Raw genomic sequence first — 25,046 nt, 5'->3', positions numbered from 1 at the left:
GTTATTGTGGTTCCACCGTGGAATATTATTGCTGTTAACTAGCTATCGGGGAGTCTGCGCGCTTGTTAGTCATTGTCGGATATATCATCGTCCTTGGCGCCGTGTTCGGTGGTTTCGCACTATCCGGCGGCCACCTGGCGGCACTGTTCCAGCCGCTGGAGCTGCTGATGATCGGCGGCGCCGCCTTGGGGGCTTTCTTTGTCGGTAACAATGGCAAATCCATCAAGGCCACGCTGGCCGCCTTGCCGACGTTGCTCAAGGGTTCGCGCTACACCAAGGACCTGTATATGGAGCTGATGTCGCTCCTGTTCGATGTGCTGTCCAAGGTGCGCAAGGAAGGCCTGATGTCGATCGAAGGCGATATCGACAAGCCGGAAGACAGCCCGCTGTTCAGCAAGTATCCCTCGGTGCTGGAAGACCACCATATCGTCGAGTTCATGACCGACTACCTGCGCCTCATGGTGTCGGGCAATATGGACGCCTTCCAGATCGAGAACCTGATGGATAACGAAATCGATACCCACCACCAGGAGGGCCATGTGCCGGCGCACTGCATTGCCAAGCTGGGCGACGGCTTGCCGGCCTTCGGTATCGTGGCGGCGGTGATGGGCGTGGTACACACCATGGAATCGGTGGGCATCCCGCCGTCCGAGCTGGGCATGCTGATCGCGCACGCGCTGGTCGGTACCTTCCTCGGTATTTTGCTGGCCTATGGTTTCGTCGGCCCGCTGGCGAGCCTGCTGGAGCAGAAGCTGGAAGAGTCGACCAAGATGTTCCAATGCGTCAAAGTGACCCTGCTGGCCAGCTTGAACGGCTACGCGCCGGCGCTGGCGGTGGAGTTCGGCCGCAAGGTGCTGTACTCGACCGAACGTCCGAGCTTCTCCGAGCTGGAAGAACATATCAAGAAATCGAAGTCGAAGTAATGGAAGCGAGGTTCTGCCATGGCTGAAGAAGGCCTGCGGCCGATTGTCGTCAAGAAGATCAAGAAGGGCGGTGGCGGCCACCACGGCGGCGCCTGGAAGATCGCATACGCCGACTTCGTGACGGCGATGATGGCGTTCTTCCTGCTGATGTGGCTGCTGGGCTCGACCACCAAGGGCGATTTGAACGGGATTTCCGAATACTTCAAGACGCCGCTGAAAGTGGCGATGCAGGGCGGCTCGGGCAGCGGCGACAGTTCCTCGGTGATCCAGGGCGGCGGCTCCGATCTGTCGCGCCGCACCGGCCAGGTCAAGATGACCGACGATCCGGCGCAGAACAAGACGTACAACCTGGATGCGGCCAAGAAGGCGCTCGAGGCGGAAGAGCGCAGCCGCCTGCAGGCGCTGCGCCAGCGTATCGAAATGACCATCGACACCAGCGCCGAACTGAAAAAATTCAAGGAGCAACTGTTGCTCGACTTTACCAGCGAAGGCTTGCGCATCCAGATCGTCGACTTGCAGAACCGGCCCATGTTCAACGCCGGCAAGGCCGACCTGCAGCCGTATGCCGGCGAGATCCTGGAAGCCATCGCGCCGGCCCTGAACGACGTGCCAAACAAGATCGGCCTGTCCGGTCACACCGACTCCACGCCATACTTCACCGAAAGCGGGTACAGTAACTGGGAACTGTCGGCCGACCGTGCCAATGCCTCGCGCCGTGCGTTGCTGCATGGCGGGCTGGCCGACAACAAGATCCTGCGCGTGGTGGGCCTGGCCAGCGCCGCCCACCTGGACCGGGCCGATCCTTTCAACCCGATCAATCGCCGCATCAGCATTATCGTGATGAACAAGCGGACCGAGGAGAACGTGCTGCGTGACGGCGGCAAGTTGCAAGTCGGCCTCGATACGGAAGCCACGCAGGCCGCGGCGGCAGCGGCGCCGGCGGGGAAGAAATAGAGACCGTTATGACGAGAAAGAAAATCCTTGGTTCCCACGTGAAGCGCCTGCTGTCCGGCGTCTCGGACCATGGCCGCAAGCACCTGACGGAAGTCGAGACCGACCTGCTGCAGACCAATCTGCTGCTGGAAGAGGCGATCGACAAGCTGACCCGCAATTTCATGGCCATCCATGAAGCGGTGAGCGCGCAGCAGGCCACCATCGAGCTGCTGCTGCAGGGTGGCGACCCGTCGGCGGAAGACAAGGCGCGCCTGCAGGAAATGAATGAACAGGTGAGCGGCTTCGTCAACGCCGCCATCACCAGCATGCAGTTCCAGGACATGACCAGCCAGTTGATCGACCGCACCTTGAAGCGCGTGACCGGCCTGCGCGAATTCCTGGGGACGCTGGGGGCGCATGGCGCCGAGGTGGTGCCGGAATCGGGCAGCGACGAAATCGTGGACCTGCTCAGCAAGGTCAGCATGGCGCTGGCGATCCAGAGCCTGGAACTGCGCAGCGTGCTGCGCAAGGCGGTCAGCCAGAAGCACCTGGAAAGCGGCGACATCGAACTGTTCTGAACACAGCAAAATTTAACCAAGTGAGAAAAAGAGATGGCTAAAACAATTCTTGCAGTCGACGACTCCTCCTCGCTGCGCCAGATGGTGGCGTTCAGCCTGAAGGCCGCCGGCTACCAGGTGGTGGAAGCGGTCGATGGACAGGATGGCCTGGAAAAGGCCAAGCTGCAGACCGTGGATCTGGTGCTGACCGACCAGAACATGCCGCGCATGGATGGCCTGCAGCTGATCAAGCTGCTGCGCGAGCAGCCTGCCTACGCCAAGGTCCCGATCCTGATGCTGACCACCGAATCGTCCGACGAGATGAAAGCCAAGGGCCGGGCTGCCGGCGCCAACGGCTGGCTGGTCAAGCCTTTCGACCCGCAACGTCTGATTGAGGTAGTGAAAAAGGTCATTGGCTAATAAAGGGGTGTGGCATGACCATCGATATTAGCCAGTTCTACCAGGTCTTCTTCGACGAAGCGGAAGAACTGCTGGCTGAAATGGAGCGTCTGCTGCTGGGCGTCGACGTCGCGTCGCCCGGCGAGGAAGACTTGAACGCGATTTTCCGTACCGCGCACTCGGTCAAGGGCGGCGCGTCGACGTTCGGCGTGACCGATATGAGCGAAGTTACGCACGTGCTGGAAACCTTGCTGGACCGCATCCGCAAGGGCGAGATGGCGCTGACTTCGACCCATGTCGACGCCTTCCTGGCAGCCAAGGACATCCTGAAGATGCAGCTGGACGGCCACCGCCTGGGCAGCGCCGTCGACCAGGAAGCCGTGGGCGACGTGCGCATGATGCTGCAGGAGCTGGCGCAGGACGTGCATATCGAAGCGATGGCGCCGGTGGCGCCGGCCTTCAACGCGCCGGACGCGCAGGTGGACCACCGCGGCGGCAAGCGCTTCCGCCTGGAACTGCCGCCGATGGTGCACCGCGAGGTGGAAGCGCTGGCGGCCGAACTGGGCCTGATGGGCCATGTGGAGCTGATGCCGCTGGACGCGGAACGCCACGCGATGATCGTGACCACCCATGAATCGCTGGACGACCTGGTGGCCATCTGCTCCTTCGTCATCGATGCCGAGCAGATGAAGGTGAGCGAACTGCCGGCCCTGAGTCCGACCCAGGCCGCGCGCGAGCACGCTGAGCGCGACCGCAAGGAAGCGGAGCTGGGCTACGGCTTCTTCGATCCGCTGCCGGCCGGCGGCGCGCCCGCCGCGGCGGCCCCGGCGCCGGCCGCGGGCGAAGGCTACGGCTTCTTCCAGCCGCTCGAGGAGATCCGCGGCAATGCCGCCGGCGCGGCCGAGGATGCGGCCGGCTACGGCTTCTTCCAGCCGCTGGAAGTGATACGTGCGCAGGCCGGCATCAAGGACCAGCCGGCGGAAGCGGCCAAGCCGAGCGAAGAGCCGGACAAGAAAAGCGCGCGCAAGGACGCCGAGAAGCAGGCCCACGCGCCGGCCGGCGGCGAATCGTCCTCGATCCGCGTGTCGGTGGAAAAAGTCGACCAGCTGATCAACCTGGTGGGCGAGCTGGTGATCACCCAGGCCATGATCGAGCAGCGCGCCGGGACCCTGGATCCGGTGCTGCACGAGAAGCTGATGAGCGGCATCTCCCAGCTCACGCGCAACACGCGCGACCTGCAGGAATCGGTGATGTCGATCCGCATGATGCCGATGGACTTCGTGTTCTCGCGCTTCCCGCGCATGGTGCGCGACCTGGCCACCAAGCTGGGCAAGAAAGTCGAATTCGTCACCAGCGGCGCCGCCACGGAACTGGACAAGAGCCTGATCGAGCGCATCGTCGATCCGCTCACCCACCTGGTGCGCAATTCGATCGACCATGGCATCGAGATGCCGGAAGTGCGGCGCGCGGCCGGCAAATCCGAAACGGGGCGCCTGTTCCTGTCCGCCTCGCACCAGGGCGGCAGCATCATCATCGAAGTGGCGGACGACGGCGGCGGCTTGAACCGGGACAAGATCCTGGCCAAAGCGCGCGAGAATGGCTTGCCGCTGAGCGAGAATATGACGGACGCCGATGTCTGGCAGCTGATCTTCGCGCCCGGCTTCTCGACCGCCGACCAGGTGACCGACGTCTCCGGGCGCGGCGTCGGCATGGACGTGGTCAAGCGCAATATCAGCGCCATGGGCGGGACCGTCGACATCCGTTCGGCCAAGGGCTTCGGCACCACGATGTCGATTTCGCTGCCGCTGACGCTGGCCATCCTGGACGGCATGCTGATCCAGACCGGCGAGGAAGTCTACATCCTGCCGCTCGGCTTCGTGCTCGAATCGCTGCAGCCGGCGCCGGAAGACGTCAAGGAAATCAGCGGCAAGGGCCGCGTCATCAAGGTGCGCGGCGAATACCTGCCCCTGATCCCGCTATACCAGATTTTCGAGATCGCGCCGCGCTTTACCGATCCATGCCAGGGTATCCTGGTGATCGTGGAAACCGAGGGCAAGAAAGCCTGCCTGTTCGTGGACGAACTGGTGGGGCAGCAGCAGGTCGTGGTCAAGAACCTGGAATCGAACTACCGCAAGGTGACCGGCATTTCCGGCGCCACCATCCTCGGCGACGGCGGCGTGTCGCTGATCCTGGACGTGATGGCGCTGGTGCGCTCCTCGCGCCAGCTGCTTGACGAATCAAACTTTGTGAAGGAAGAACCATGAGCGACGCAATTCAGGAATTCCTGGCGTTCAAGCTGGGCGCCGAGGAATACGGCATCGATATCCTGAAAGTGCAGGAAATCCGCGGCTATGAAGCGGTCACCCGTATCGCCAATGCACCGGAGTTCATCAAGGGCGTGATCAACCTGCGCGGCATCATCATTCCGGTGGTCGACATGCGCATCAAGTTCAAGCTGGGCGAACCGGTGTACGACCAGTTCACCGTGGTCATCATCCTCAATATCAACGGCCGCGTGGTCGGCATGGTGGTCGATTCCGTATCGGACGTGACTTCGCTGAGGCTGGAGCAGATCAAGGCGGCGCCGGACCTGGGCACGGCCTTCAGCTCGGAATACATGATCGGCCTGGGCACCATCGACGAGCGCATGCTGATCCTGGTGGACATCGGGCGCCTGATGTCCAGTCCTGAAATGGGATTGAGCGAGAAACTCGCGGCCTGACCCGCCGGCGACCAGTGACCAAAACAGGATACAAGGGAGAGAAGAACATGAACGTGCGCGAATTCAAAATAGGCACGCGGCTCGGTTTCGGTTTCGGCATTATCCTGCTGATCCTGGTCGGCACCGTGCTGCTGACCAATGTGCTGAACTACCGTAACAAGTCGGCCCTGATGACCGGGCTGGAGCTGTCCAGCGCCAAGGAATTGCAGGCGCAGACCATGAAGAGCGCCATGCTGGAAACCGGCATCGCCATGCGCAATATCGGCCTGCAGTCGGACGTCAGCCTGATGCAGAAGGAAGAAGAGAAGGTCAAGGCCAACCGCGCCCGCTACGACGCCGCGCGCGGCAAGCTGCAGAGCCTGGGCTTGAACGACGCCGAGAAGAAGGTGTTGAACGATATTTCAACGCTGCAGAACGACGTCGACGCCGCCTTCAAGGAAGCCATGGGGCAGATCATGGCCTTCAATGCCGAAGGCGCCGCCAAGGTGATCGCCGGCCGCATCGATCCGCTGAACCAGCAGACCCTGACCGCGCTGAACAAGCTGGTCGACCTGCAGCAGGCCGCCGTGAGCGAATTCAAGGAAAGCTCCAACAAGGGCGACCGCAACCTGACCGTGTGGATGGTGGTGCTGGCCGCGGTGGGGGTTGGCGTGGGCATCCTGTGCGCCCTGGTGATCACCCGCTCCATCACCGGACCGCTGTCGGGCGCGGTGGAGGTGGCGCAGAAAGTGGCGGCGGGCGAACTGACGTCGCAGGTGACGGTGGAAGGCAAGGACGAGACTTCGGAGCTGCTGCAGGCGCTAAAGGACATGAACGACAGCCTGGTGCAGACCGTGGGCCAGGTGCGCGCGTCGACCGACACCATCACCACCGCCTCGCAAGAGATCGCAACGGGCAACGCCGACCTGTCGGCGCGCACCGAATCGCAGGCCTCCTCGCTGGAGGAGACCGCGTCCTCGATGGAGAACCTGACTTCCACCGTGAAGCAGAACGCCGATAACGCGCGCCAGGCCAACCAGCTGGCCGTGTCGGCCTCCTCGGTGGCGGTGAAGGGCGGCACGGTGGTGTCGCAGGTGGTCGACACCATGGGCTCGATCAAAGCGTCCTCCAGCAAGATCGTGGACATCATCGGCGTCATCGACGGCATCGCCTTCCAGACCAATATCCTGGCGCTGAACGCCGCCGTGGAAGCGGCGCGGGCCGGCGAGCAGGGCCGCGGTTTCGCGGTGGTGGCTTCCGAAGTGCGCAACCTGGCGCAGCGCTCCGCCGCCGCCGCCAAGGAAATCAAGGCCTTGATCGACGACTCGGTCGAGAAGGTCGACGCCGGCGGGCGCCTGGTGGACGAAGCCGGCCAGACCATGGGCCTGATCGTGACCTCGATCAAGCAGGTGGCCGACATCATGGGCGAAATCACCGCCGCCACCCTGGAGCAGAGCCAGGGCATCGAGGAAGTGAACTCCGCCATCGGCCAGATGGACGAAATGACGCAGCAGAACGCCGCCCTGGTGGAAGAAGCGGCGGCCGCCGCCGAATCGATGCAGGAGCAGGCCAACAACCTGGCCCAGGCGGTGTCGATCTTCAAGCTGGCCGGCGACGAACTGGCCAAGCGCGCGGCGCCGCCGCCGGTGCGCAAGGCCAAGCCGGCCGCCCCGGCGCGCAGCACCGCCGTGGTGCCTGCCGCTGCGTCGGCCGCGCCGCCCAAGCCGCCGAAGAAGCTGGCCGCGGCCGCCCCGTCGGGCGACGAATGGGAAGAGTTTTAACGTCCACGTAACCGCGGAGAACCAAGCAAATGGCGCTGACCAAAGAGACCGTGAAAGAGTTTGACTTCAACGGCAAGGATTTTGAACGGGTCCGCGCGATGATTTACAAGCGGGCCGGCATCGCGCTGGCCGACTCGAAGCAGGAGATGGTCTACAGCCGCCTGGCGCGCCGCCTGCGTGCCACCGGCATCAACAGCTTCGTGCGCTACCTGGACGACCTGGAAGCGGGGCGCATGGGCGACGGCGAGTGGGAGGCGTTCACCAATGCGCTGACCACCAACCTGACCTCCTTCTTCCGCGAATCGCACCACTTCCCGCTGCTGGCCGAGCATCTCAAGGCCCGGCGCGGCGAAACCATCAATATCTGGTGCTCGGCCAGCTCCACCGGCGAAGAACCGTATTCGATCGCCATCACCTGCTGCGAAGCGTTCAATACGCTGACGCCGCCGGTGCACATCCTGGCCACCGATATCGACACCAATGTGCTGGCCACGGCCGCCAACGGCGTGTACCCGATGGAGCGCATCGACAAGCTGTCGGCCGAACAGCAGCGCCGCTTCTTCCTGAAAGGGCGCGGCGCCAACGAGGGCATGGCGCGCGTACGGCAGGAGCTGCGCCAGCTGATCACCTACCGGCAGCTCAATCTGCTGGACGAGCGATGGGACATCCGTCCCGGCTTCGACGTCATCTTCTGCCGCAATGTGATGATCTACTTCGACAAGGGCACCCAGCGCAAGATCCTGTCGCGCTTCGTGCCCCTGATGAAACCGGATGCCCTGCTGTTCGCCGGCCATTCCGAGAACTTCCTGTACGTGTCGGACGCTTTGAAGTTGCGCGGCAAGACCGTCTACGAGCTCGATGAGCGCAAGAGGGCATGACATGGATAAAGAGCAATTCGCGACCAATGTCTATTACGACCGGACCTTCGACTGCGACGCGGCCAAGATCCTGCCGGGCGAGTACTACTACACCCAGAAGGACATGCTGATCGTGACCGTGCTGGGCTCCTGCGTGTCGGCCTGCATCCGCGACCGCAACTCGGGCCTGGGCGGCATGAACCACTTCATGCTGCCGGACGGCGGCTCGGATGCCGGCAGCCCGGTGTCGGCCTCGGCGCGCTACGGCACGTATGCGATGGAGGTGCTGATCAACGACCTGCTGAAGGCCGGCGCGCGGCGCGACAACCTGGAGGCCAAGGTGTTCGGCGGCGGCGCCGTGCTGAAGGGCTTCACCGCCATCAATGTCGGCGAGCGCAACGCCGCCTTCGTGCAAAGCTTCCTGAAGAACGAAAAGATCCGCGTGGTGGCCGAAGACCTGTGCGACATTTACCCGCGCAAGGTGTATTTCTTCCCCAAGACCGGCAAGGTGCTGGTCAAGAAACTGATGCAGACCCATAACGATACCCTGGCGCAGCGCGAAAACGATTACGCCAACCGCCTCAAGGCCAAGCCTGTGGCCGGCGAGGTCGAGCTGTTCTAAACCAGGGTCAATGAGCTAGGTGTACACCATGAACAAGATCAAAGTCCTGATTTGCGACGATTCCGCCTTGATCCGCAGCGTGATGAGCGAGATCATCAAAAGCCAGCCCGATATGGAGGTGGTGGGCGTGGCGCCCGATCCGCTGGTGGCGCGCGAGCTGATCAAGCAGACCAATCCGGACGTGCTGACGCTGGACGTCGAAATGCCGAAGATGGACGGCCTGGACTTCCTGGAGCGCCTGATGCGCCTGCGCCCGATGCCGGTGGTGATGGTGTCGTCGCTGACCGAGCGCGGCTCCGAAATCACGCTGCGCGCGCTGGAACTGGGCGCGGTCGATTTCGTCACCAAGCCCAAGATCTCGATCCAGAGCGGCATGCGCGAGTATGCCGACCTGATCTCCGACAAGATCCGCGCCGCCTCCAAGGCGCGTGTGCGCGCGCGCACCCTGCCGGCCGCCGGTGCGGGCGGGGAGGGCGGCGCGCAGTTGCCGCAATTACGGAACCCATTGATGTCTTCGGAAAAACTGATTATTGTCGGCGCCTCGACGGGCGGCACGGAAGCCATCCGCGAGTTCCTGGTGCAGATGCCGTCCGACTGCCCGGGCATCCTGATCACCCAGCACATGCCGGAAGGCTTCACCAAATCCTTCGCCAAGCGCCTCGATTCGCTGTGCAAGATTTCCGTGGTGGAAGCGCAGGGCAACGAGCGCGTGCTGCCGGGCCACGCCTATATCGCGCCCGGCCACTCGCACCTGCTGTTGACGCGTTCCGGCGCCAATTACATGACCAAGCTCGACCAGGGCGAGCCGGTCAACCGCCATCGTCCCTCGGTCGACGTGCTGTTCCGTTCGGCGGCCCAGAATGCGGGCAAGAACGCGGTCGGGGTGATCCTGACCGGCATGGGCAAGGATGGCGCCGCAGGCATGTTGGAGATGAAGAACGCCGGGGCGTATAATTTCGCCCAGGACGAAGCGAGTTGCGTGGTGTTCGGCATGCCCCGCGAAGCGATTGCGGCGGGTGCCACGCACGAGGTGGGCGCCTTGCAGGCACTGCCCGGCATGGTATTGGGTTACTTGGCACAGCATGGCTCGCGCGCATTGCGCGTTTGATACGGCGTAGTGGTGAGAAGTTCGCCTTGATGCAACGGAAATGCTATCCTACAACTTGCTGGGAACACCACCTTAATTAATAACCGCGTAAGTAGAAACAACGGAGCAATTCATGGCTGATCCAAAGATGAAATTTTTGGTTGTTGACGATTTCTCGACGATGCGCCGCATCGTGCGAAATCTCTTGAAGGAACTGGGTTACGCCAACGTGGACGAGGCAGAAGACGGCGTGATGGCGCTGGCCAAACTGCGCGCGGAGCAGTTCGACTTCGTGGTGTCCGACTGGAATATGCCGAACATGGATGGCCTGACCATGTTGCAGAATATTCGTGCCGACCCCGCACTGGCCAAACTGCCGGTGCTGATGGTGACCGCCGAAGCCAAAAAAGAAAACATCATCGCGGCTGCGCAAGCGGGCGCCAACGGCTATGTGGTGAAACCATTCACCGCCGCCACCCTGGATGAAAAGCTGAACAAGATCTTCGAAAAGCTCGGCGCTTGATCGCAGCTTTACTAGTAGTCAGCGGCGGCAGCCATGGCCGCCGCTGTTCCATCCTGAGCAAAGCATAAGACTACGTATGCATCAGACACATTTCCTGGTTCGCGAGCCCCTGCTTGATCCCGAGCAACGCGTGGTCGGCTACGAACTTACCTGGCAGCAGGACGCTGCCAACCACATCCCCTCGCAGGCCGAACTGGAAGATCTGGTCGGTTTCGTCGCAGGGCAAGTCAACCACCCCGAACACGGCTGGCTGCTCAAGCAGAAGACCCTGTTCCTGCAAGCCGTGCCCGGCATGTTGTCGGTCGATGCCATGTTCGACCTGCCGCCCGAACACACGGTGCTGTCGCTGAAAACGTCCGAACTGGCCAACCCGACCACGCTGGCGGCCGTGCAGGCCCTGCGCGCCGGCGGTGTCGGCATCCTGCTGCGCGAAGCCGATCTGACGCGCGTGGGCAGCCGCCTGGGCACCATCTGTTCCTATGTGGAAGTGCGTTTCACCGGCGCCGACGTGGGCGCGCAGGCGCGCGCCTATTCGCTGCTGAAAACCTCAACGATCCGCATGGTGGGGCGCCCGGTGTCCACCTGGGCCGATTTCGATGCCTGCGCCGCGCTGGGACTGGACGCCTTCGTCGGCAAGCTGCACCTGACGCCGCGCCCGGGCAGCGAAGGCCAGGGCCTCAACCCGTCGCAAACCATCATCCTGCAGCTGATGCAGATGGTCAACGCCAACGCCGATATCGCCCAGCTGGAAAGCGCCCTGAAGCGCGACGCGGCCCTGTCGTACAAGCTGCTGCGCTACATCAATTCCGCCGGTTTCGGCGCGGGGCGCGAAGTGCAATCGCTGAAGCAGGCGATCCAGCTGATGGGCTACCAGCCGATGTACCGCTGGCTGACCCTGCTGCTGGCAACGGCGTCCACCTCCGGCTTCTCGCCGGTGCTGCTGGAAACGGCCGTGGTGCGCGGCCGCCTGGCTGAATTGCTGGGCCAGAAGGCGCTGGGCAAGGCCGACGCCGAGAATATCTTCGTGGCCGGCATGTTCTCCCTGCTGGACCGCCTGCTGGGCATCCCCATGAAGGAAGTGCTGCAGGAAATCCAGCTGAGCGAGGAAGTGGTGAAGGCGCTGTTGACGCGCGGCGGCAGGTACGGCCCCTTCCTGGCGCTGGCGGAAGCCTGCGAACTGAACAGTAATCTGGTCAGCTCGCTGGCCGAATCCCTGTCGCTATCCCCCGAGGACGTCAACAAGGCCCACCTGTCGGCCCTGGCCTGGACCCAGAGCGTTACGACTTAAGCCGCAGCGGCTCCATGACCTGGGCCACGGCCGTGGCGGCCAGCTCCAGGTTGCCGCCCACCAGGAAGATGCCGGGGCCCAGGTTGGCGGTTTCCAGCCGGCCGCCCGACTGATCGCGCACCTTCGACGCAAAATCGAAGAAGAAGGCGCGGTGCGTCAGGGTCTGCGGCGTCGCCAGCAGGTCCAGCTCGACTTCCATATTGCCCATCAAACGCAGTTCCGGCACTTGCGGCAGCGCGTAGCCGGTCAGCTGGCGGCGCTCCAGCACCGCTTCGCGCGGCAGCGGGCGGAACGTGTCGCCGCCATCCAAGAACAGGTTGGCGTAAGGGATCAGCGCGCTGCATTCCACGCCGTCGCGCACCGTGCGCACGACTTCCACGCCGATGGTCTGGCAACCGTCGACGGTCCCGGCATGGACATAGGGCGAATCGCGGTGGCAGAACTGCACGCGCTGGCCCTTGGCACGGATCTGGCTGCCTTTGCCGTCGCGCAGGGCGACCGAAGCGGGCAGCTCGCCCTCCGGCGTCACCACGCCATGGTCGCGCAGGATCACCAGGAAGGCTTCGAAGCAGTGCGCGGCCTGGATGTAGAACGCGGAATCGGCGGCGGAGGGCTGGCTGGGCCGGCCGTAGCCATAGTTCACCACCTGGTTGTAGCCGCCGCGCTGGTAAATACTGAGGGTGGTCCTGGCATCATCCAGGATGGCTTTCAAGCGGTCGACATTGAAATAGCGCAGCAAGCCTTCCAGGCTGATGCGGCCGCCGCACATGTCTTTCAGATTCTGCTCCATGGCGCTGTGCACGCTCGAGCCATGGTCGCCGGTGGCCAGCAGGCCCACCATCGCGGCATGGTTCTTGTCGTTGGTCGGATGAATCCGTTCAGCGTGGCGCAGCACGGCTGGGAAGGCGTGGAAGGCTTCCGGAATCCCGTCCAGGCTGCTTTCCGCAATGAACTCGCGCTCGATGGTGGCGCAAGCGCCGCAATCGTCCAGCGCCGTCTGGTAGCGGTTGGCGGTGCGCAAGTCGATGCCGCGCTTGACCGTCAGCGAGGGCATGGCCAGGGCGCGTTCCGCGTCGGCGACGCTGCGGCCCAGCAATTTGGCGAGTTGGACGGCGATTTCGGATTGCACGGCATCCTTGCGGGGGCCGCGCAGCGTGACGCTGAAAGACATCATGGGGCGATCAGATTTCGAGGTTGTCGATGAGGCGGGTGGAACCGAGCTTGGCCGCGGCCAGCACGACCAGCTTTTCGCCTTGCGCCAGGTCGCCGGCATTCGGCGGTTGCAGGTCGTTGCGTTTGCGGATCGAGATATAGTCGGGCTTCCAGCCGCGAGCGGCCAGTTCGTCCATCGCCTTGTGCTCCAGCTGGAACACGTCGAGGTGGCCGGAGCGCACTTCGTCGGCCACCTGGTTCAGGGCGCGGTACAAGGCTGGGGCTTCGGCACGTTCGTCGGCCGACAGGTACATATTGCGCGAGGACAGGGCCAGGCCGTCGTCGGCACGGTAAGTCTCGGCAGCGATGATCTCGGTCGGCATGCCCAGCTGGCGCGCCATATTGCGCACGATCATGAGCTGCTGGTAATCCTTCTTGCCGAACACGGCCACCTTCGGCTGCACGCAGGAAAACAGCTTGGTCACCACGGTGCACACGCCGCCGAAGAAGCCGGGACGGAACTCGCCTTCCAGGGTGTTGCCCAGGCCTTCAGGCGGTTGCACGCGATACTCCTGCGGCTCCGGGTACATGTCTTTCTCGGTCGGCGCGAACAGCACGTAGACGCCTTCCTTCTCCAGTTTTTCCACGTCGGCCTGGAAGGTGCGCGGGTATTTGTCGAAGTCTTCGTTCGGGCCGAACTGCAGGCGGTTCACGAAAATGGAAGCCACAACAGGGTCGCCATGCTTGCGCGCCAGGCGCATCAGGGACAGGTGGCCTTCGTGCAGATTGCCCATGGTTGGCACGAAAGCGGTGCGCAGCTGGCCGCTAAGCTGGTCGCGCAGTTCTTCGATATTGGAGATGATTTTCATAGTTTTTAGCGTTAAGCGGGCGAATACGCGAGACGCACGTAAATCGGTGCGAACGGTTCCGCCTGGGTAATTTCAATCAGGGTTTCCTTGGCCAGCTCGAGCATTGCCACGAAGTTCACGACCACCACCGGCGGCGGCGACGCGGGGTTGAACAGCTCGGTGAATTCGATGAAGCGGCTCGATTGCAGCTTGCGCAGGATGGAGGTCATATGCTCGCGCACCGACAGTTCCTCGCGCGTGATCTTGTGGTGCTGCTTGAGCGTGGCGCGCTTCATCAGCATGCGCCAGGCATCCTGCAGGTCGACCACGGCCACTTCCGGCCAGGTCGGCACCAGGCTTTGCTCGATGAAGATCTGGGTGCGCACGAAGTCGCGGCCGACCTGGGGCAGGGTATTGAGTTCGTAGGCGGCCAGCTTGATCTGCTCGTATTCGAGCAGGCGGCGCACCAGTTCCGCGCGCGGGTCGTCCGCTTCCACGTCAAGGTCGTGCTGGCGCTGCGGCAGCAGCATGCGCGACTTGATCTCGATCAGCATGGCTGCCATCAGCAGGTATTCCGCCGCCAGCTCCAGATTGGTCTTGCGGATTTCCTCCACATAGCTCAGGTATTGCAGCGTGACCTGGGCCATCGGGATGTCGAGGATGTTGAAATTCTGCTTGCGGATCAGGTACAGCAGCAAGTCGAGCGGGCCTTCGAAGGCTTCCAGGAAGACTTCCAGTGCGTCGGGTGGGATGTACAGGTCGTTGGGCAGTTTCAGCACCGGCTCGCCATACAGGCGTGCAAAAGCGGCGCCCTGGTCTTCTGCCTGGGCGCTCGCTTCGGGTGGCGCGCCATCCGCGCCGCTGCTTGCTCCGCCTGCGTCAGGCGGCAAATCCGCGGCGACGGCCAGTTCAGCCTGTTCGGCCTGATCGTCCGCCGCGTCTTTTGGCAACATGCTGTGTGCCGTCCCGGCTCTTATACCTTGTTCTGGTACACGTAAGCCTGTTGCTTGACGGTCGACGCCTTGTTACGGGCCTGCTCGTCCAGCGAAGTGATTGGCTTGTCCCACAGGAGGGAGCGGCCGGCCTGCTGGCCCGCTTCGATTTCAGGGTGCTTGGCCTTCAGTTCCTTGATGAACAAAGAGTGGTCCGACTCGTATTTATGGTTCTGCTTGAGAAATTTCATATCGTGGAAAAATTACGGGATTCAGCAGCTGACATTCTAACTTCTTTTCTTGTCAGAAACGATGCCTGAGGCCCGCGATGTAGGTATTTCCCTTGCTAGCGTTGCTAATTTTGTCGTACATCAGCACAGCATAGAGGTCGGTGCGCGGCGACAGGTTGTAGTCATAGCCGGCGGCGCCGGTGTCGCGATGGAATTTTGGCACTACTTTTGCCTGTTCTGTCAGACGCGACCAGGACACCATCCAGCGTCCGGCGCCGCCATGGGTTGGCACCGTGAAACCAGCCTGGACGGAGTGGCCCTCGCGCTCGCTGACCTTGGCGTTGTGGTCGGAATACGAGGCAAACAGTTTGACCACCTGGAAATCGTAGGCGGCAGCGGCCAGGTAGGTGCGCTGTTCCGGCACCGTGGCGCTGACGCCGGGGCCGACGCGCACGTTCTGGGCGCCCAGCGTCACCGCCAGCTCCTTGCCCACGTATTTGGCGACGGCGGCCCAGTTATTGTTGTGCGCGCCCGGCTGCTCGCCCAGCGAGTACTGGGCGATGAAGGTGGTGTCGTGCACGGGGTTGGAGGCGTACTGCAGCGAATTGCTCCAGCCGGTATCGCCCAGCGTCGCATTGCCGCCGGCCGCCGTGAAGATCTGGTTGATTAACGGCGAAAAGCGGGTCGATGGGCCAAAGGGGTTGATCTGGCCCGCCGCGATGAAGAGCGGGTTGCCGATCCGTCCCAGCCGCACCAGCCCGAATTCGCCGCCCAGGCCGACGTTCGCGTTGCGGGCGAACATGGCTTCGCCAGGGAAGCGTCCCGCTTCGCCGGTATCGCCACGGAAGAAGCCTTCCAGCTGGAATTGCGCCTTCATGCCGCCGCCCAGGGCTTCGGTGCCGGAAAAGCCGTAGTAGGAGGTGATCATGCCGCCGCTGTTGACGGCGCTGACCGCCTGTGGCGCGCTGGCGGTCGCTGTGCGGCCGGCGTAGGCATCGAGCACGCCGTATATGGACACCTGGTTTTGCGCCGATGCGGCGAAGGGAAGGGTGAGGGCGAATGCCGGGAGCAGTTTTTTCATGTGTGAGTCGCTTCTTAATATTGTTGTTTAGGCCTCATGCTGCGTCCCATTCTCCCTGCTGCCCAGTTCGCCGACAAGCAAAACTTCCCCTGCCGTGGGCGCCGAGCCACGCCCGGCACGCCATTGCAATATCGAGTATGCTTCCCGGCAACATGAAGACCCGCACCGCCATCCTCCTGACGATCCCGCCGATGCTGTGGGCCGGCAATGCCATTGTGGGGCGCATGGTGGCGCAGGATGTTCCGCCCCTCATGCTGAACTTCCTGCGCTGGGCGATCGCCTTGGTCTTTTTATTGCCTATGGCGGGGCAGATTTTCCGACGGGATAGTGGACTGTGGCCGAACTGGCGCCGCTTCACGGTGCTGGGCCTGCTTGGTATCGGGCTCTATAACGCTTTCCAGTACTTGGCATTGCAGAGTTCAACGCCTATCAACGTGACGCTGGTTGCATCGGGGATGCCCGTCTGGATGGCGCTGACCGGCTGGCTCTTTTTTGGTGCTGGCGTTTCACGCCGCCAAATTGCGGGCGCGCTGTTATCAATTGCGGGGGTATTGCTGGTCCTGGCGCGCGGCGAATGGGAGCATTTAATGGAATTGCGCCTGGTGAGCGGCGATATTTTCATGATCCTGGCCACGATCGCCTGGTCTTTGTACAGCTGGCTATTAACCCGCACGAATGGTCCGGCGCATATTCGCGGCCACTGGGCGAGGTTTTTGCTGGCGCAAGTGGCTTTTGGCGTTGTCTGGTCGGGACTATTTGCCGCGGGCGAGGCGGCAATATCTGCCGCGGCTATTCATTGGAGCTGGACATTAATCGCAGCGCTGGCTTATGTGGCCATCGGGCCGGCGATTATCGCGTTCCGCTGCTGGGGTGCCGGCGTTCAGCAGGCCGGACCTGCGGTAGCGTCATTCTTCGTTAATCTCACGCCTTTATTTACGGCGCTTCTTTCCTTGCTGATTCTTGGGGAAGCGCCAAAACTCTATCACGCGCTTGCGTTTTTATTGATTGTCGGGGGAATCGTTATTTCCTCTGGCCGTGCGACAGCGCGGCGCTGAATCTGATATTTTCAGATTTTGCGCCGGAGGTTGCCATGCGTTTCCTCCCCCTTGCCGCGCTGGCTGCGGCCATCTTGCTCACGGCTTGCCAGAAGCCCCCGCCCAAGCCGCCGCAACCCATTGTTTATTCGCTTTTCTTTAGCCAATTGGTGGCGTGATCGTGCTAATAGTTGGCTTATCTGCTGAACGGACATAGGCTTGCCGATAAGGTGGCGTCACCATTGGGGTAGATTGGAAGTACGCGCTGATATCTGTGCAAAGTGACGGGGAATTACGTTCAGCAGGCGCGGACTATTTAAATAGATGGAGATTCAAGGGCTAACGGGCCTTCGGCAATAAGTTCCAGCCTGTCGCCGCCGCAAATAATAATGGACTTGCATCGCCAAACATTTTGCTGGAACGCCCTGGTTCATCCTGGCGCCGCATCACCCATTTTTAATGCTTCAACATCCGGCGCATAACCAATGGCGCCGGCTCCAGCGGGTTGGCATGCGAATATTCCAATTCTTCAGCCAGGGTAAATTCGTAGGCGGTGTAAAAGTCGATCAGCTTGGGCTGGTCGCTGCGCACGGCAAGGCGCAGTTCTTCGATGCCAATGGCCAGCGCGTGGTGAATCACGGCTTCGAGCAAGTGCTGCGAGAGGTTGGTGCCGCGGTACTCGGCTAATACACCCATGCGCAGGATTTCCCACACATCGGGTTCCGCATCAAGCGGCAGCCAGCGCACGGAACCAATCGGCGTTTCACCATCGAGCATAATAAAACCGCCGCCGTCGCGCAGATGGTCGGCGACGTAGACGGCGGTTTCACGGTGTCCGCTGGAGGTGACGCTGACCTTGCCGGCCCACGCTTTGCGCGTGAGCTCGGCGATCAGGGGCGCATCTTCAGTGGTCGCTTCGCGAACTAGTATGTCCATGCTTAGCTGATGCGCATGCCCGGAGTGGCGCCTGGCCATGGGTTGAGGATGTAGATGCCAGGGTTTGCCTTCTCATCTACCGCCGATGCCGCCATTACCATGCCTTCCGACACGCCGAACTTCATCTTGCGTGGCGCCAGGTTGGCAACCAGGACGGTCAGCTTGCCGACCAGCTCTTCCGGCTGGTACATCGCCTTGATGCCGGAGAAGACGTTGCGGTGGCGGCCTTCGCCCGCGTCCAGCGTCAGGCGCAGCAGCTTGTCGGAGCCTTCCACATGTTCGCAATTGACGATTTTGGCAATGCGCAGGTCGACCTTGAAGAAATCGTCGACCGAGATTTCCGGCGCGATGACTTCGATGCCGGTCTCGGTGACGGCTGGGGCAGCAGGGGCCTTGGATTTGGCGGCCTTCTCAGGCTTGGCGGCTGCAGCGGGAGCGGCGGCGGCCGGTGCCGGGGCATCGAACAGTTCTTCGATCATCTTTGGCTCGACGCGGGTCATTAGGTGGCTGTAAGCGCCGATGGTACGGCCCAGCATCGGCTGCCATGCGGCGCCCGATGCGACGGCGGTGTCGGCCCAAGTGAAGGCGGCATCATTCAGGAAGCTGCGCACATTGGCGGCCACGCCTGGCAGCACCGGCGACAGCAGGATCGACAGCTGGCGGAACAGGATCAGGGCGGCGGTGCAGACGTCGTGCAGTTCGGCCAGTTTCGCGTCGTCCTTGGCCAGCACCCATGGCTTGTTCTCGTCGACAAAGCGGTTGGCCACGTCGGCGATTTCCATGATTTCACGCAGGGCCTTGCCGAATTCGCGCGACTCGAAGTTGGCGGCGATGGATGCCTGGCGTTCGCTGCCGTTCTCGGCCACCAGCGCCTTTTTGATCCATTCCTGCGACGAGGCGGACAGGGCCGATGCCAGCTTGCCGTCGAACTTCTTGGCGATGAAGCCCGCGCAACGGGAGGCGATGTTGACGAACTTACCGATCAGGTCCGAGTTCACACGCGCCACGAAGTCGTCGCCGGTGAAGTCCAGGTCTTCGACGCGGGAGTTCAGCTTGTAGGCCAGGTAGTAGCGCAGCCACTCCGGGTTCATGCCCAGGTTCAGGTAGCGCAGTGGCGAAATGCCGGTGCCGCGCGACTTGGACATCTTCTCGTTGTTCACGGTCAGGTGGCCGTGCACGGCAACCTTCATGCGGTCGATGGTCGGGTGCTTGGCGAATTGCAGCATCGCAGGCCAGAACAGCAGGTGGAAGGAGACGATATCCTTGCCGATGAAGTGGATCTGTTCCGTGCCCGGATCGGCCAGCAGGGTATCGTAGTCGATGCCTTTCTTGCCGCAGTAGTTCTTCAGCGACGCCAGGTAGCCGACCGGCGCGTCCAGCCAGACGTAGAAGTACTTGTTCGGCGCGTCGGGGATCGGGATGCCGAAGTAGGGCGCATCGCGCGAGATATCCCAGTCGGCCAGCTTTTCACCGGCTTCGCCCAGCCACTCCGACACTTTGTTCACCATCTCCGGCTGCAAACGGCCCGGGGTGTTCAGCCAGTCGCGCAGGAATTCGAAGCAGCGCGGGTCGGACAGCTTGAAGAAGTATTGCTCCGAAGGCTTGAGGATCGGGGTGGCGTTGGTGAATACCGAGAACGGGTTAATCAGTTCGGTCGGCTGGTAGGCGGCGCCGCACACCTCGCAGTTGTCGCCGTATTGGTCCTTGGCGTGGCACTTTGGACACTCGCCCTTGATGTTGCGGTCGGCCAGGAACATGCCCTTGACCGGATCGAAGAAGCGGTCGACGGTCTTGGTCTGGATCAGGCCAGCGTCGCGCAGCTTGCGGTAGATGCCCTGGGACAGTTCCACGTTTTCCGGCGAATCGGTGGAGTACCAGTTATCGAAGGCGATATGGAAGCCGTCCAGGTATTGCGGACGGCCGGCGGCGATCTTGGCCACGAATTCCTGCGGGGTGATGCCTTCCTTTTCAGCGGCGATCATGATCGGAGTGCCGTGGGTGTCATCGGCGCCCACGAAATGCACTTCGCGCAAACCGTCGCCCTCGGCCTGCATTCGCTGGAAACGGACCCAGATGTCGGCCTGGATGTACTCCATCATATGGCCGATGTGGAAGGCAGCGTTTGCGTATGGCAGGGCAGTGGTGACGAACAGCTTGCGAGTCATAATTGATGCGCTATTAAGGTGGATAAAAAGAGCATTTTACCAGCGGATGCGCTAGACTGCGCCATCACCAATGGAGAATTGCATGAGTATCACCGTAGATGACGTCAAATCAGCACTGTCCAAAGTAATTGATCCTAACACTAGCAAGGACTTTGTCTCCTCCAAATCGGTCCGCAACCTGAAGGTCGAAAGCGGCGAAATCAGCCTGGATATCGAGCTGGGCTACCCGGCCAAGTCGCAAGTCGAATCGATCCGCGCCAATGTGCTGGCTGCCTTGCAGCCGCTGGGCGCGAAGGTCAATCTGACTGTCGGCAGCAAGATCATTTCGCATTCCGTGCAGCGCGGCTTGAAACTGATGCCGAACGTGAAGAATATCATTGCCGTCGCATCTGGCAAGGGCGGCGTCGGCAAATCGACCACCGCCGTCAACCTGGCGCTGGCGCTGGCCGCCGAAGGGGCCGCCGTTGGCGTGCTGGATGCCGATATTTACGGCCCGTCGCAGCCGATGATGCTGGGCGTATCCGGCCGCCCGACCACGTCCGACGGCAAGACCATGGACCCGATGGAAGGCCATGGCGTGCAGGTCTCCTCGATCGGCTTCCTGATCGATCCGGATGAACCGATGGTGTGGCGCGGTCCGATGGTGACCCAGGCCTTGCAGCAGCTGCTGGAGCAGACCAACTGGCGCGATCTGGACTACCTGATTGTGGATATGCCGCCTGGTACCGGCGACATCCAGCTGACGCTGTCGCAGAAAGTGCCGGTCACCGGCGCCGTGATCGTGACCACGCCGCAGGACATCGCGTTGCTGGACGCGCGCAAGGGCCTGAAGATGTTCGAGAAAGTCGGCATCCCGATCCTCGGCGTAGTGGAAAACATGAGCACCCATATCTGCTCGAACTGCGGCCACACCGAAGAAATCTTCGGCCACGGCGGCGGCGAAAAGATGTGCGCCGACTTCGGTGTGGACTTCCTGGGCGCGCTGCCGTTGAAACTGGCAATCCGCGAGCAGGCCGATTCCGGCAAGCCGACCGTGGTGGCCGAGCCGGATGGCCCGGAAGCTGCAATCTACAAGGCGATCGCACGCAAGGTGGCCGTGAAGGTGGCCGAAAAAGCCAAGGATATGAGCAGCAAGTTCCCTAGCATCGTCATCAAGCACGACTGATGCGGCGCGCCTTGACCTGTGCGGCGCTGGCCGCGTTGACCGCTTGCTCGACGCAACCGGTCCCGGATGCGCCGGCAAAGGGATGGCTGCCACAGCCCCACGCTGGCGACGCTGAGTTGCGCGGACTGTCGGTCCTGAGCGATCAGGTTGCATGGGCCAGCGGCGCCAAGGGGACTGTCCTGCGCACGGCGGACGGTGAACACTGGGACCTGATGACCGTCCCAGGCGCGGAAACCATCGACTTCCGCGACATCGAGGCCTTCGACGACAAGAATGCAATCGTGATGGGTGCCGGGCCCGGGGAGGCTTCGCGCATGTACCGCACCCGGAACGGCGGCCTCTCATGGCAACTGGTGGTCGTGAACAAGGAGCCGGAAGGCTTCTGGGACGCCATGGCATTCTGGGATGCCCATAACGGCATCGTCTTCGGCGATCCGGTGCGCGGCGCGTTCCAGGTTCTAGTGACGACCGACGGCGGCGAAAGCTGGCGGCCGGTTGAAAACCCGACAGGATTGGCCGCATTGCCGCAGGAAGGCGCATTCGCCGCCAGCGGCACCTGCCTGAGCGTGGGCGGCCTTGGCGACGCCTGGTTTGTCACCGGCGGCGCCGGCCAGGCGCGCTTGTTCCGTTCCGTAGACCGCGGACATAACTGGCAAGCGGTCACGCTGCAAATTCCTGCTACGGCACCGAGCAAAGGCGCCTTCTCCGTCGCTTTCGACGGCAACCGGCGCGGCCTGGTGGTTGGCGGCGATTACAAGGAACCCACGCTGGGCACGCTGAACGGCTCGATCAGCGCGGATGGCGGCGCTGGCTGGTGGCCGGCGCAAATCCTGCCGACAGGCTTTTTATCGGCGGTGGTTCCGGTGCCGGGAGCGCGGGGCACCTTCGTCGCAGTCGGCCTGGCCGGCTCGGGCTACACCCGGGACGGGGGCAAAAGCTGGACAATTATCGAAAAGGAAACGAAACTGAACGCCGTTGGCTTTTCAGCTTCCGGCGCCGGATGGGCGGTCGGACCGAAAGGCCTGATCGTCAAATACATTGGCACCCCACTCAAGTAAGGAGACAACGATGCAAAAGATTCTCGCGGCCCTGACCATGGCCCTGGTTGCAGGCACTGCGATGGCGCAGTCCGTGGACTTTACCGAACCGAAGAACGGCGCGGTAGTCAGCAGCCCATTCAAGGTGAAGTTTGCCGTGACCGGCATGGAAGTGAAGCCGGCCGGCACGATGGACAGCAACACCGGTCACCATCACCTGATCATCAACGGCGACAGCATGAAGGTCGGCGAATCGGTTCCGTTCGACGAAACCCACCTGCACTTCGGCAAAGGCCAGACGGAAACCGACGTCACCCTGCCGCCAGGCACCTACAAACTGACCATGCAATTCGCCAACGGCGCCCACCAAAGCTACGGTCCAGGCCTGTCGAAGAGCATCACCGTCACGGTCAAGTAAGGAAAGCGGCAAAAAGCCAAGTCAGTTACAAATAAAAAGCCGGCGTCAGCTCTGGCAATCGGACATGCGCGGAGCGAATGTCCGATTGCCAGAGCTGACCCCGGCTTTTATATCAGGACCTGCCTAGCATGCGCCGCAGTGTGTTGTCCTTGTCCACGAAGTGGTGCTTGAGGGCTGCGCCGACGTGCAGGGCCGCCAGCGCCAGTAGGCCGTAACCGATCCAGCTGTGCATCGCTTGCCCCAGCTCCGATAGGCCTGCGTCGAGCGCTACTGCTTTACCGGCCTCGTAGTGGCTGCCTACCATCTCCAAGCCGAAAACGCCGAAACCATGGCCGCCCATGCCCGAATAAATCATGCCGGTAACGGGCAGCGCCACGGTCGCGGCCAGCAGCAGCCAATGAGCGGTCTTGCTTGCCAGATGTTCCCAGCGAGCGGCGTCCCGCACCGGCGGCGGCAGGCCTTGCTTCAGCCGCCACGCCACGCGGGCCAGGATGAAGCCAAACAGGATCAGGCCTATCGATTTATGCCAGTGGAACAGGCCCCAGGATTCTGTCTGCACCATGTAGATCCCGAGTGCGCATAGTCCGAGCATGGTGAGGGCGATCAGCCAGTGCAGCGCGATCGTGGTGCGGCTTAACTTGGTTGTGGTGTCCATAACGCCAAGCTTCGGTGCGGAGGGGGTGGGCGGTCAACTGGTTTTGCGATCATGGGATACCACTTTAATCGCACGCCAGTATTCATGCGGCCTCGAATGCATACCAGCAGGGAAGTGGTCCCGACGCTCTTTGCAGGTAAAATAACGCCTTTATATTTTCTGCATTCCACTCGAAATGACTCAAGTCCGTACCCGTTTCGCACCTAGCCCGACCGGTTTCCTGCACGTCGGCGGCGCCCGCACCGCGCTGTATTCCTGGGCTTTCGCCCGCCACTTTGGCGGCACTTTCGTACTGCGCATCGAAGATACCGACCTGGAACGTTCGACCCCGGAAGCAGTGCAGGCCATCCTGGACGGCATGAAGTGGCTCGGCCTGGATCACGATGAAGGCCCGTTCTACCAGATGCAGCGCATGGACCGCTACCGCGAAGTCGTGGCGCAAATGCTGAAGGAAGGCACCGCCTACCATTGCTATTCGTCGCAGGAAGAAGTGCAGGCCATGCGCGACAAGGCGACCGCCGCGGGCGAAAAGCCGCGCTATGACGGCACCTGGCGTCCGGAAGAAGGCAAGACCCTGCCCGCCATCCCGGCCGACCGCAAGCCGGTGGTGCGCTTCAAGAATCCGCTGGATGGCGATGTGACCTGGATCGACGTGGTCAAGGGCCCAATCACGATCGCCAACAAGGAGCTCGATGACCTGGTCATCGCCCGCCCTGACGGCACCCCAACCTACAACTTCTGCGTGGCGGTCGACGACTGGGATATGAAGATCACCCACGTGCTGCGCGGTGATGATCACGTGAACAACACGCCGCGCCAGATCAATATCCTGCGCGCGATCGGCGCCGAACTGCCGCAGTACGGCCACCTGCCGATGATCCTGGGTTCCGACGGCGCCAAGCTGTCCAAGCGCCATGGCGCTGTCAGCGTGATGGAGTACCCGGCGCAGGGCTATCTGCCGGAAGCCATGCTGAACTACCTGGCCCGCCTGGGCTGGTCGCACGGCGACGACGAGCTGTTCTCGATGGAGCAGTTCTGCCAGTGGTTCAACTTGGAGAACCTGACCGCGTCGCCGGCCCAGTTCAACTACGACAAGCTGGCCTGGGTCAACAACCACTGGATCAAGCAGTCCGACAACACCCGCCTGGCCGAACTGGTCACGCCAAAGCTGCTGGCCGATGGCGGCGTGCTGGAAGGCGCGCCCGAGTTGCCGCTGGTGCTGGCGCTGCTGAAAGACCGCACCAACACCATCAATGAGCTGGCCGACGCCGCGCTGCTGTTCTACCGTGCGCCGAACCCGGATGCGGCCCTGATGACCCAGCACTACACGGACGCGGTAAAGCCGGCGGTGGCCGACTTCGCTGCCCGCATCGCTACCGTTGAGTGGACCAAGGAAGCCATTGCCGCCATGATCAAGGAAGTGCTGGCGGCCCACGGCCTGAAGATGCCTCAGCTGGCCATGCCGCTGCGCCTGATGGTGGCCGGCCAGCTGCAGACGCCTGCGATCGATGCGGTATTGCAATTGTTCGGCCGCGACACCGTGGCAGCCCGCCTGGCCAAGTTCGCCTAAATATTTTTCGTCAATCTTGCAAAATAGAATTTGCAATTTCAAGAAGGGCTGCTATACTTCTGTCTCCTTCGAAAACGGGGGTATAGCTCAGCTGGGAGAGCGCTTGCATGGCATGCAAGAGGTCAGCGGTTCGATCCCGCTTACCTCCACCA

At 62.2% G+C, this 25,046-nt stretch carries 25 protein-coding genes and 1 tRNA gene; 18 read left to right on the top strand and 8 right to left on the bottom strand.

All coding sequences use genetic code 11. From position 1 onward, the window contains the following. Positions 1-62: 62 nt before the first annotated feature. From motA to H597_RS0122785, 12 genes are all read left to right on the top strand, one after another. Positions 63-923: a flagellar motor stator protein MotA gene (motA, locus tag H597_RS0122840; RefSeq protein WP_028104151.1), complete on the top strand. Its 861-nt coding sequence runs from the start codon at positions 63-65 to the stop codon at positions 921-923. 18 nt (positions 924-941) lie between these two features. Beyond that, positions 942-1,877: a flagellar motor protein MotB gene (gene motB / locus H597_RS0122835; RefSeq protein ID WP_028104150.1), complete on the top strand. Its 936-nt coding sequence runs from the start codon at positions 942-944 to the stop codon at positions 1,875-1,877. 8 nt (positions 1,878-1,885) lie between these two features. Continuing rightward, positions 1,886-2,434, top strand: coding sequence for a hypothetical protein (locus tag H597_RS0122830; RefSeq protein ID WP_028104149.1), 549 nt, complete (start codon positions 1,886-1,888; stop codon positions 2,432-2,434). Between the two features lie 33 nt (positions 2,435-2,467). Next, on the top strand, positions 2,468-2,833 hold the full coding sequence (locus H597_RS0122825) for a response regulator (protein WP_028104148.1): 366 nt from the start codon (positions 2,468-2,470) through the stop codon (positions 2,831-2,833). A gap of 14 nt (positions 2,834-2,847) precedes the next feature. Next, positions 2,848-5,076 carry a chemotaxis protein CheA gene (cheA, locus tag H597_RS0122820; RefSeq protein WP_028104147.1) on the top strand — a complete coding sequence of 743 codons (2,229 nt, stop codon included), beginning with the start codon at positions 2,848-2,850 and terminating at the stop codon, positions 5,074-5,076. Beyond that, positions 5,073-5,534: a chemotaxis protein CheW gene (locus H597_RS0122815; protein ID WP_028104146.1), complete on the top strand. Its 462-nt coding sequence runs from the start codon at positions 5,073-5,075 to the stop codon at positions 5,532-5,534. The genes cheA and H597_RS0122815 overlap by 4 nt, the downstream gene beginning before the upstream one ends. Before the next feature lie 47 nt (positions 5,535-5,581). Then, the gene (locus H597_RS0122810) at positions 5,582-7,294 is read left to right on the top strand and encodes a methyl-accepting chemotaxis protein (RefSeq protein WP_028104145.1); all 1,713 of its coding nucleotides are present in this window, start codon (positions 5,582-5,584) and stop codon (positions 7,292-7,294) included. A 29-nt stretch (positions 7,295-7,323) separates the two neighbouring features. Then, on the top strand, positions 7,324-8,172 hold the full coding sequence (locus H597_RS0122805; RefSeq protein ID WP_028104144.1) for a CheR family methyltransferase: 849 nt from the start codon (positions 7,324-7,326) through the stop codon (positions 8,170-8,172). Continuing rightward, positions 8,153-8,773, top strand: a complete 621-nt coding sequence (cheD, locus tag H597_RS0122800) for a chemoreceptor glutamine deamidase CheD (RefSeq protein WP_211232077.1) — start codon at positions 8,153-8,155, stop codon at positions 8,771-8,773. Before H597_RS0122805 ends, cheD begins: the two co-directional genes overlap by 20 nt. A 28-nt stretch (positions 8,774-8,801) precedes the next feature. Next, on the top strand, positions 8,802-9,881 hold the full coding sequence (locus tag H597_RS0122795) for a protein-glutamate methylesterase/protein-glutamine glutaminase (RefSeq protein ID WP_028104142.1): 1,080 nt from the start codon (positions 8,802-8,804) through the stop codon (positions 9,879-9,881). A 112-nt stretch (positions 9,882-9,993) separates the two neighbouring features. Further along, positions 9,994-10,383 (top strand): chemotaxis response regulator CheY, encoded by a 390-nt coding sequence (cheY, locus tag H597_RS0122790; RefSeq protein ID WP_028104141.1) that lies wholly within the window; start codon positions 9,994-9,996, stop codon positions 10,381-10,383. Positions 10,384-10,459: 76 nt separating this feature from the next. Beyond that, positions 10,460-11,671, top strand: coding sequence for an EAL and HDOD domain-containing protein (locus H597_RS0122785; protein ID WP_028104140.1), 1,212 nt, complete (start codon positions 10,460-10,462; stop codon positions 11,669-11,671). On the opposite strand, the gene H597_RS0122780 is transcribed toward H597_RS0122785, so the two are convergent. From H597_RS0122780 to H597_RS0122760, 5 genes are read right to left on the bottom strand one after another with little or no spacing between them, the layout of a single operon-like run. Continuing rightward, positions 11,661-12,845, bottom strand: a complete 1,185-nt coding sequence (locus H597_RS0122780) for a hypothetical protein (RefSeq protein ID WP_028104139.1) — start codon at positions 12,843-12,845, stop codon at positions 11,661-11,663. The two genes, H597_RS0122785 and H597_RS0122780, sit on opposite strands and share 11 nt — an antisense overlap. A gap of 7 nt (positions 12,846-12,852) precedes the next feature. Further along, on the bottom strand, positions 12,853-13,692 hold the full coding sequence (gene panC, locus H597_RS0122775; RefSeq protein WP_028104138.1) for a pantoate--beta-alanine ligase: 840 nt from the start codon (positions 13,690-13,692) through the stop codon (positions 12,853-12,855). A gap of 11 nt (positions 13,693-13,703) precedes the next feature. Beyond that, positions 13,704-14,624, bottom strand: a complete 921-nt coding sequence (locus H597_RS0122770; RefSeq protein WP_028104137.1) for a segregation and condensation protein A — start codon at positions 14,622-14,624, stop codon at positions 13,704-13,706. A gap of 20 nt (positions 14,625-14,644) precedes the next feature. Further along, on the bottom strand, positions 14,645-14,854 hold the full coding sequence (locus H597_RS0122765) for a DUF3460 family protein (protein ID WP_028104136.1): 210 nt from the start codon (positions 14,852-14,854) through the stop codon (positions 14,645-14,647). Positions 14,855-14,906: 52 nt separating this feature from the next. Beyond that, positions 14,907-15,914 (bottom strand): porin, encoded by a 1,008-nt coding sequence (locus H597_RS0122760; RefSeq protein ID WP_028104135.1) that lies wholly within the window; start codon positions 15,912-15,914, stop codon positions 14,907-14,909. A gap of 152 nt (positions 15,915-16,066) precedes the next feature. Between H597_RS0122760 and H597_RS0122755 the strand changes: the two genes are divergently transcribed. Further along, positions 16,067-16,969, top strand: coding sequence for a DMT family transporter (locus H597_RS0122755; RefSeq protein WP_035375109.1), 903 nt, complete (start codon positions 16,067-16,069; stop codon positions 16,967-16,969). A 435-nt stretch (positions 16,970-17,404) separates the two neighbouring features. On the opposite strand, the gene H597_RS0122750 is transcribed toward H597_RS0122755, so the two are convergent. Continuing rightward, entirely contained in the window at positions 17,405-17,884 is a 480-nt protein-coding gene (locus tag H597_RS0122750; protein ID WP_028104133.1) for a GNAT family N-acetyltransferase, read from the bottom strand. Between the two features lie 2 nt (positions 17,885-17,886). After that, positions 17,887-20,049, bottom strand: coding sequence for a methionine--tRNA ligase (gene metG / locus H597_RS0122745; protein WP_028104132.1), 2,163 nt, complete (start codon positions 20,047-20,049; stop codon positions 17,887-17,889). Between the two features lie 82 nt (positions 20,050-20,131). Here metG and apbC point away from each other — a divergent pair, with 82 nt between their 5' ends. From apbC to H597_RS0122730, 3 genes are read left to right on the top strand one after another with little or no spacing between them, the layout of a single operon-like run. Next, positions 20,132-21,214, top strand: coding sequence for an iron-sulfur cluster carrier protein ApbC (gene apbC, locus H597_RS0122740; protein ID WP_028104131.1), 1,083 nt, complete (start codon positions 20,132-20,134; stop codon positions 21,212-21,214). Then, positions 21,214-22,272 carry a WD40/YVTN/BNR-like repeat-containing protein gene (locus tag H597_RS32140; protein WP_035375031.1) on the top strand — a complete coding sequence of 353 codons (1,059 nt, stop codon included), beginning with the start codon at positions 21,214-21,216 and terminating at the stop codon, positions 22,270-22,272. The genes apbC and H597_RS32140 overlap by 1 nt, the downstream gene beginning before the upstream one ends. 10 nt (positions 22,273-22,282) lie before the next feature. Continuing rightward, positions 22,283-22,669 carry a DUF4399 domain-containing protein gene (locus tag H597_RS0122730; RefSeq protein WP_028104130.1) on the top strand — a complete coding sequence of 129 codons (387 nt, stop codon included), beginning with the start codon at positions 22,283-22,285 and terminating at the stop codon, positions 22,667-22,669. Between the two features lie 112 nt (positions 22,670-22,781). On the opposite strand, the gene H597_RS0122725 is transcribed toward H597_RS0122730, so the two are convergent. Further along, the gene (locus H597_RS0122725; protein WP_028104129.1) at positions 22,782-23,324 is read right to left on the bottom strand and encodes a cytochrome b; all 543 of its coding nucleotides are present in this window, start codon (positions 23,322-23,324) and stop codon (positions 22,782-22,784) included. Positions 23,325-23,499: 175 nt separating this feature from the next. Between H597_RS0122725 and gltX the strand changes: the two genes are divergently transcribed. Together gltX and H597_RS0122715 are read left to right on the top strand one after the other, a co-directional pair. Then, positions 23,500-24,894 (top strand): glutamate--tRNA ligase, encoded by a 1,395-nt coding sequence (gltX, locus tag H597_RS0122720; protein WP_028104128.1) that lies wholly within the window; start codon positions 23,500-23,502, stop codon positions 24,892-24,894. Positions 24,895-24,970: 76 nt separating this feature from the next. Continuing rightward, positions 24,971-25,046: transfer RNA gene (locus tag H597_RS0122715), tRNA-Ala, on the top strand.

Source organism: Pseudoduganella violaceinigra DSM 15887 (genome assembly GCF_000425385.1).
Lineage (GTDB): Bacteria > Pseudomonadota > Gammaproteobacteria > Burkholderiales > Burkholderiaceae_D > Rugamonas > Rugamonas violaceinigra.
Note: the sequence above shows the minus strand (reverse complement) of the source record. Positions and strands in the feature narration are given on the sequence as shown.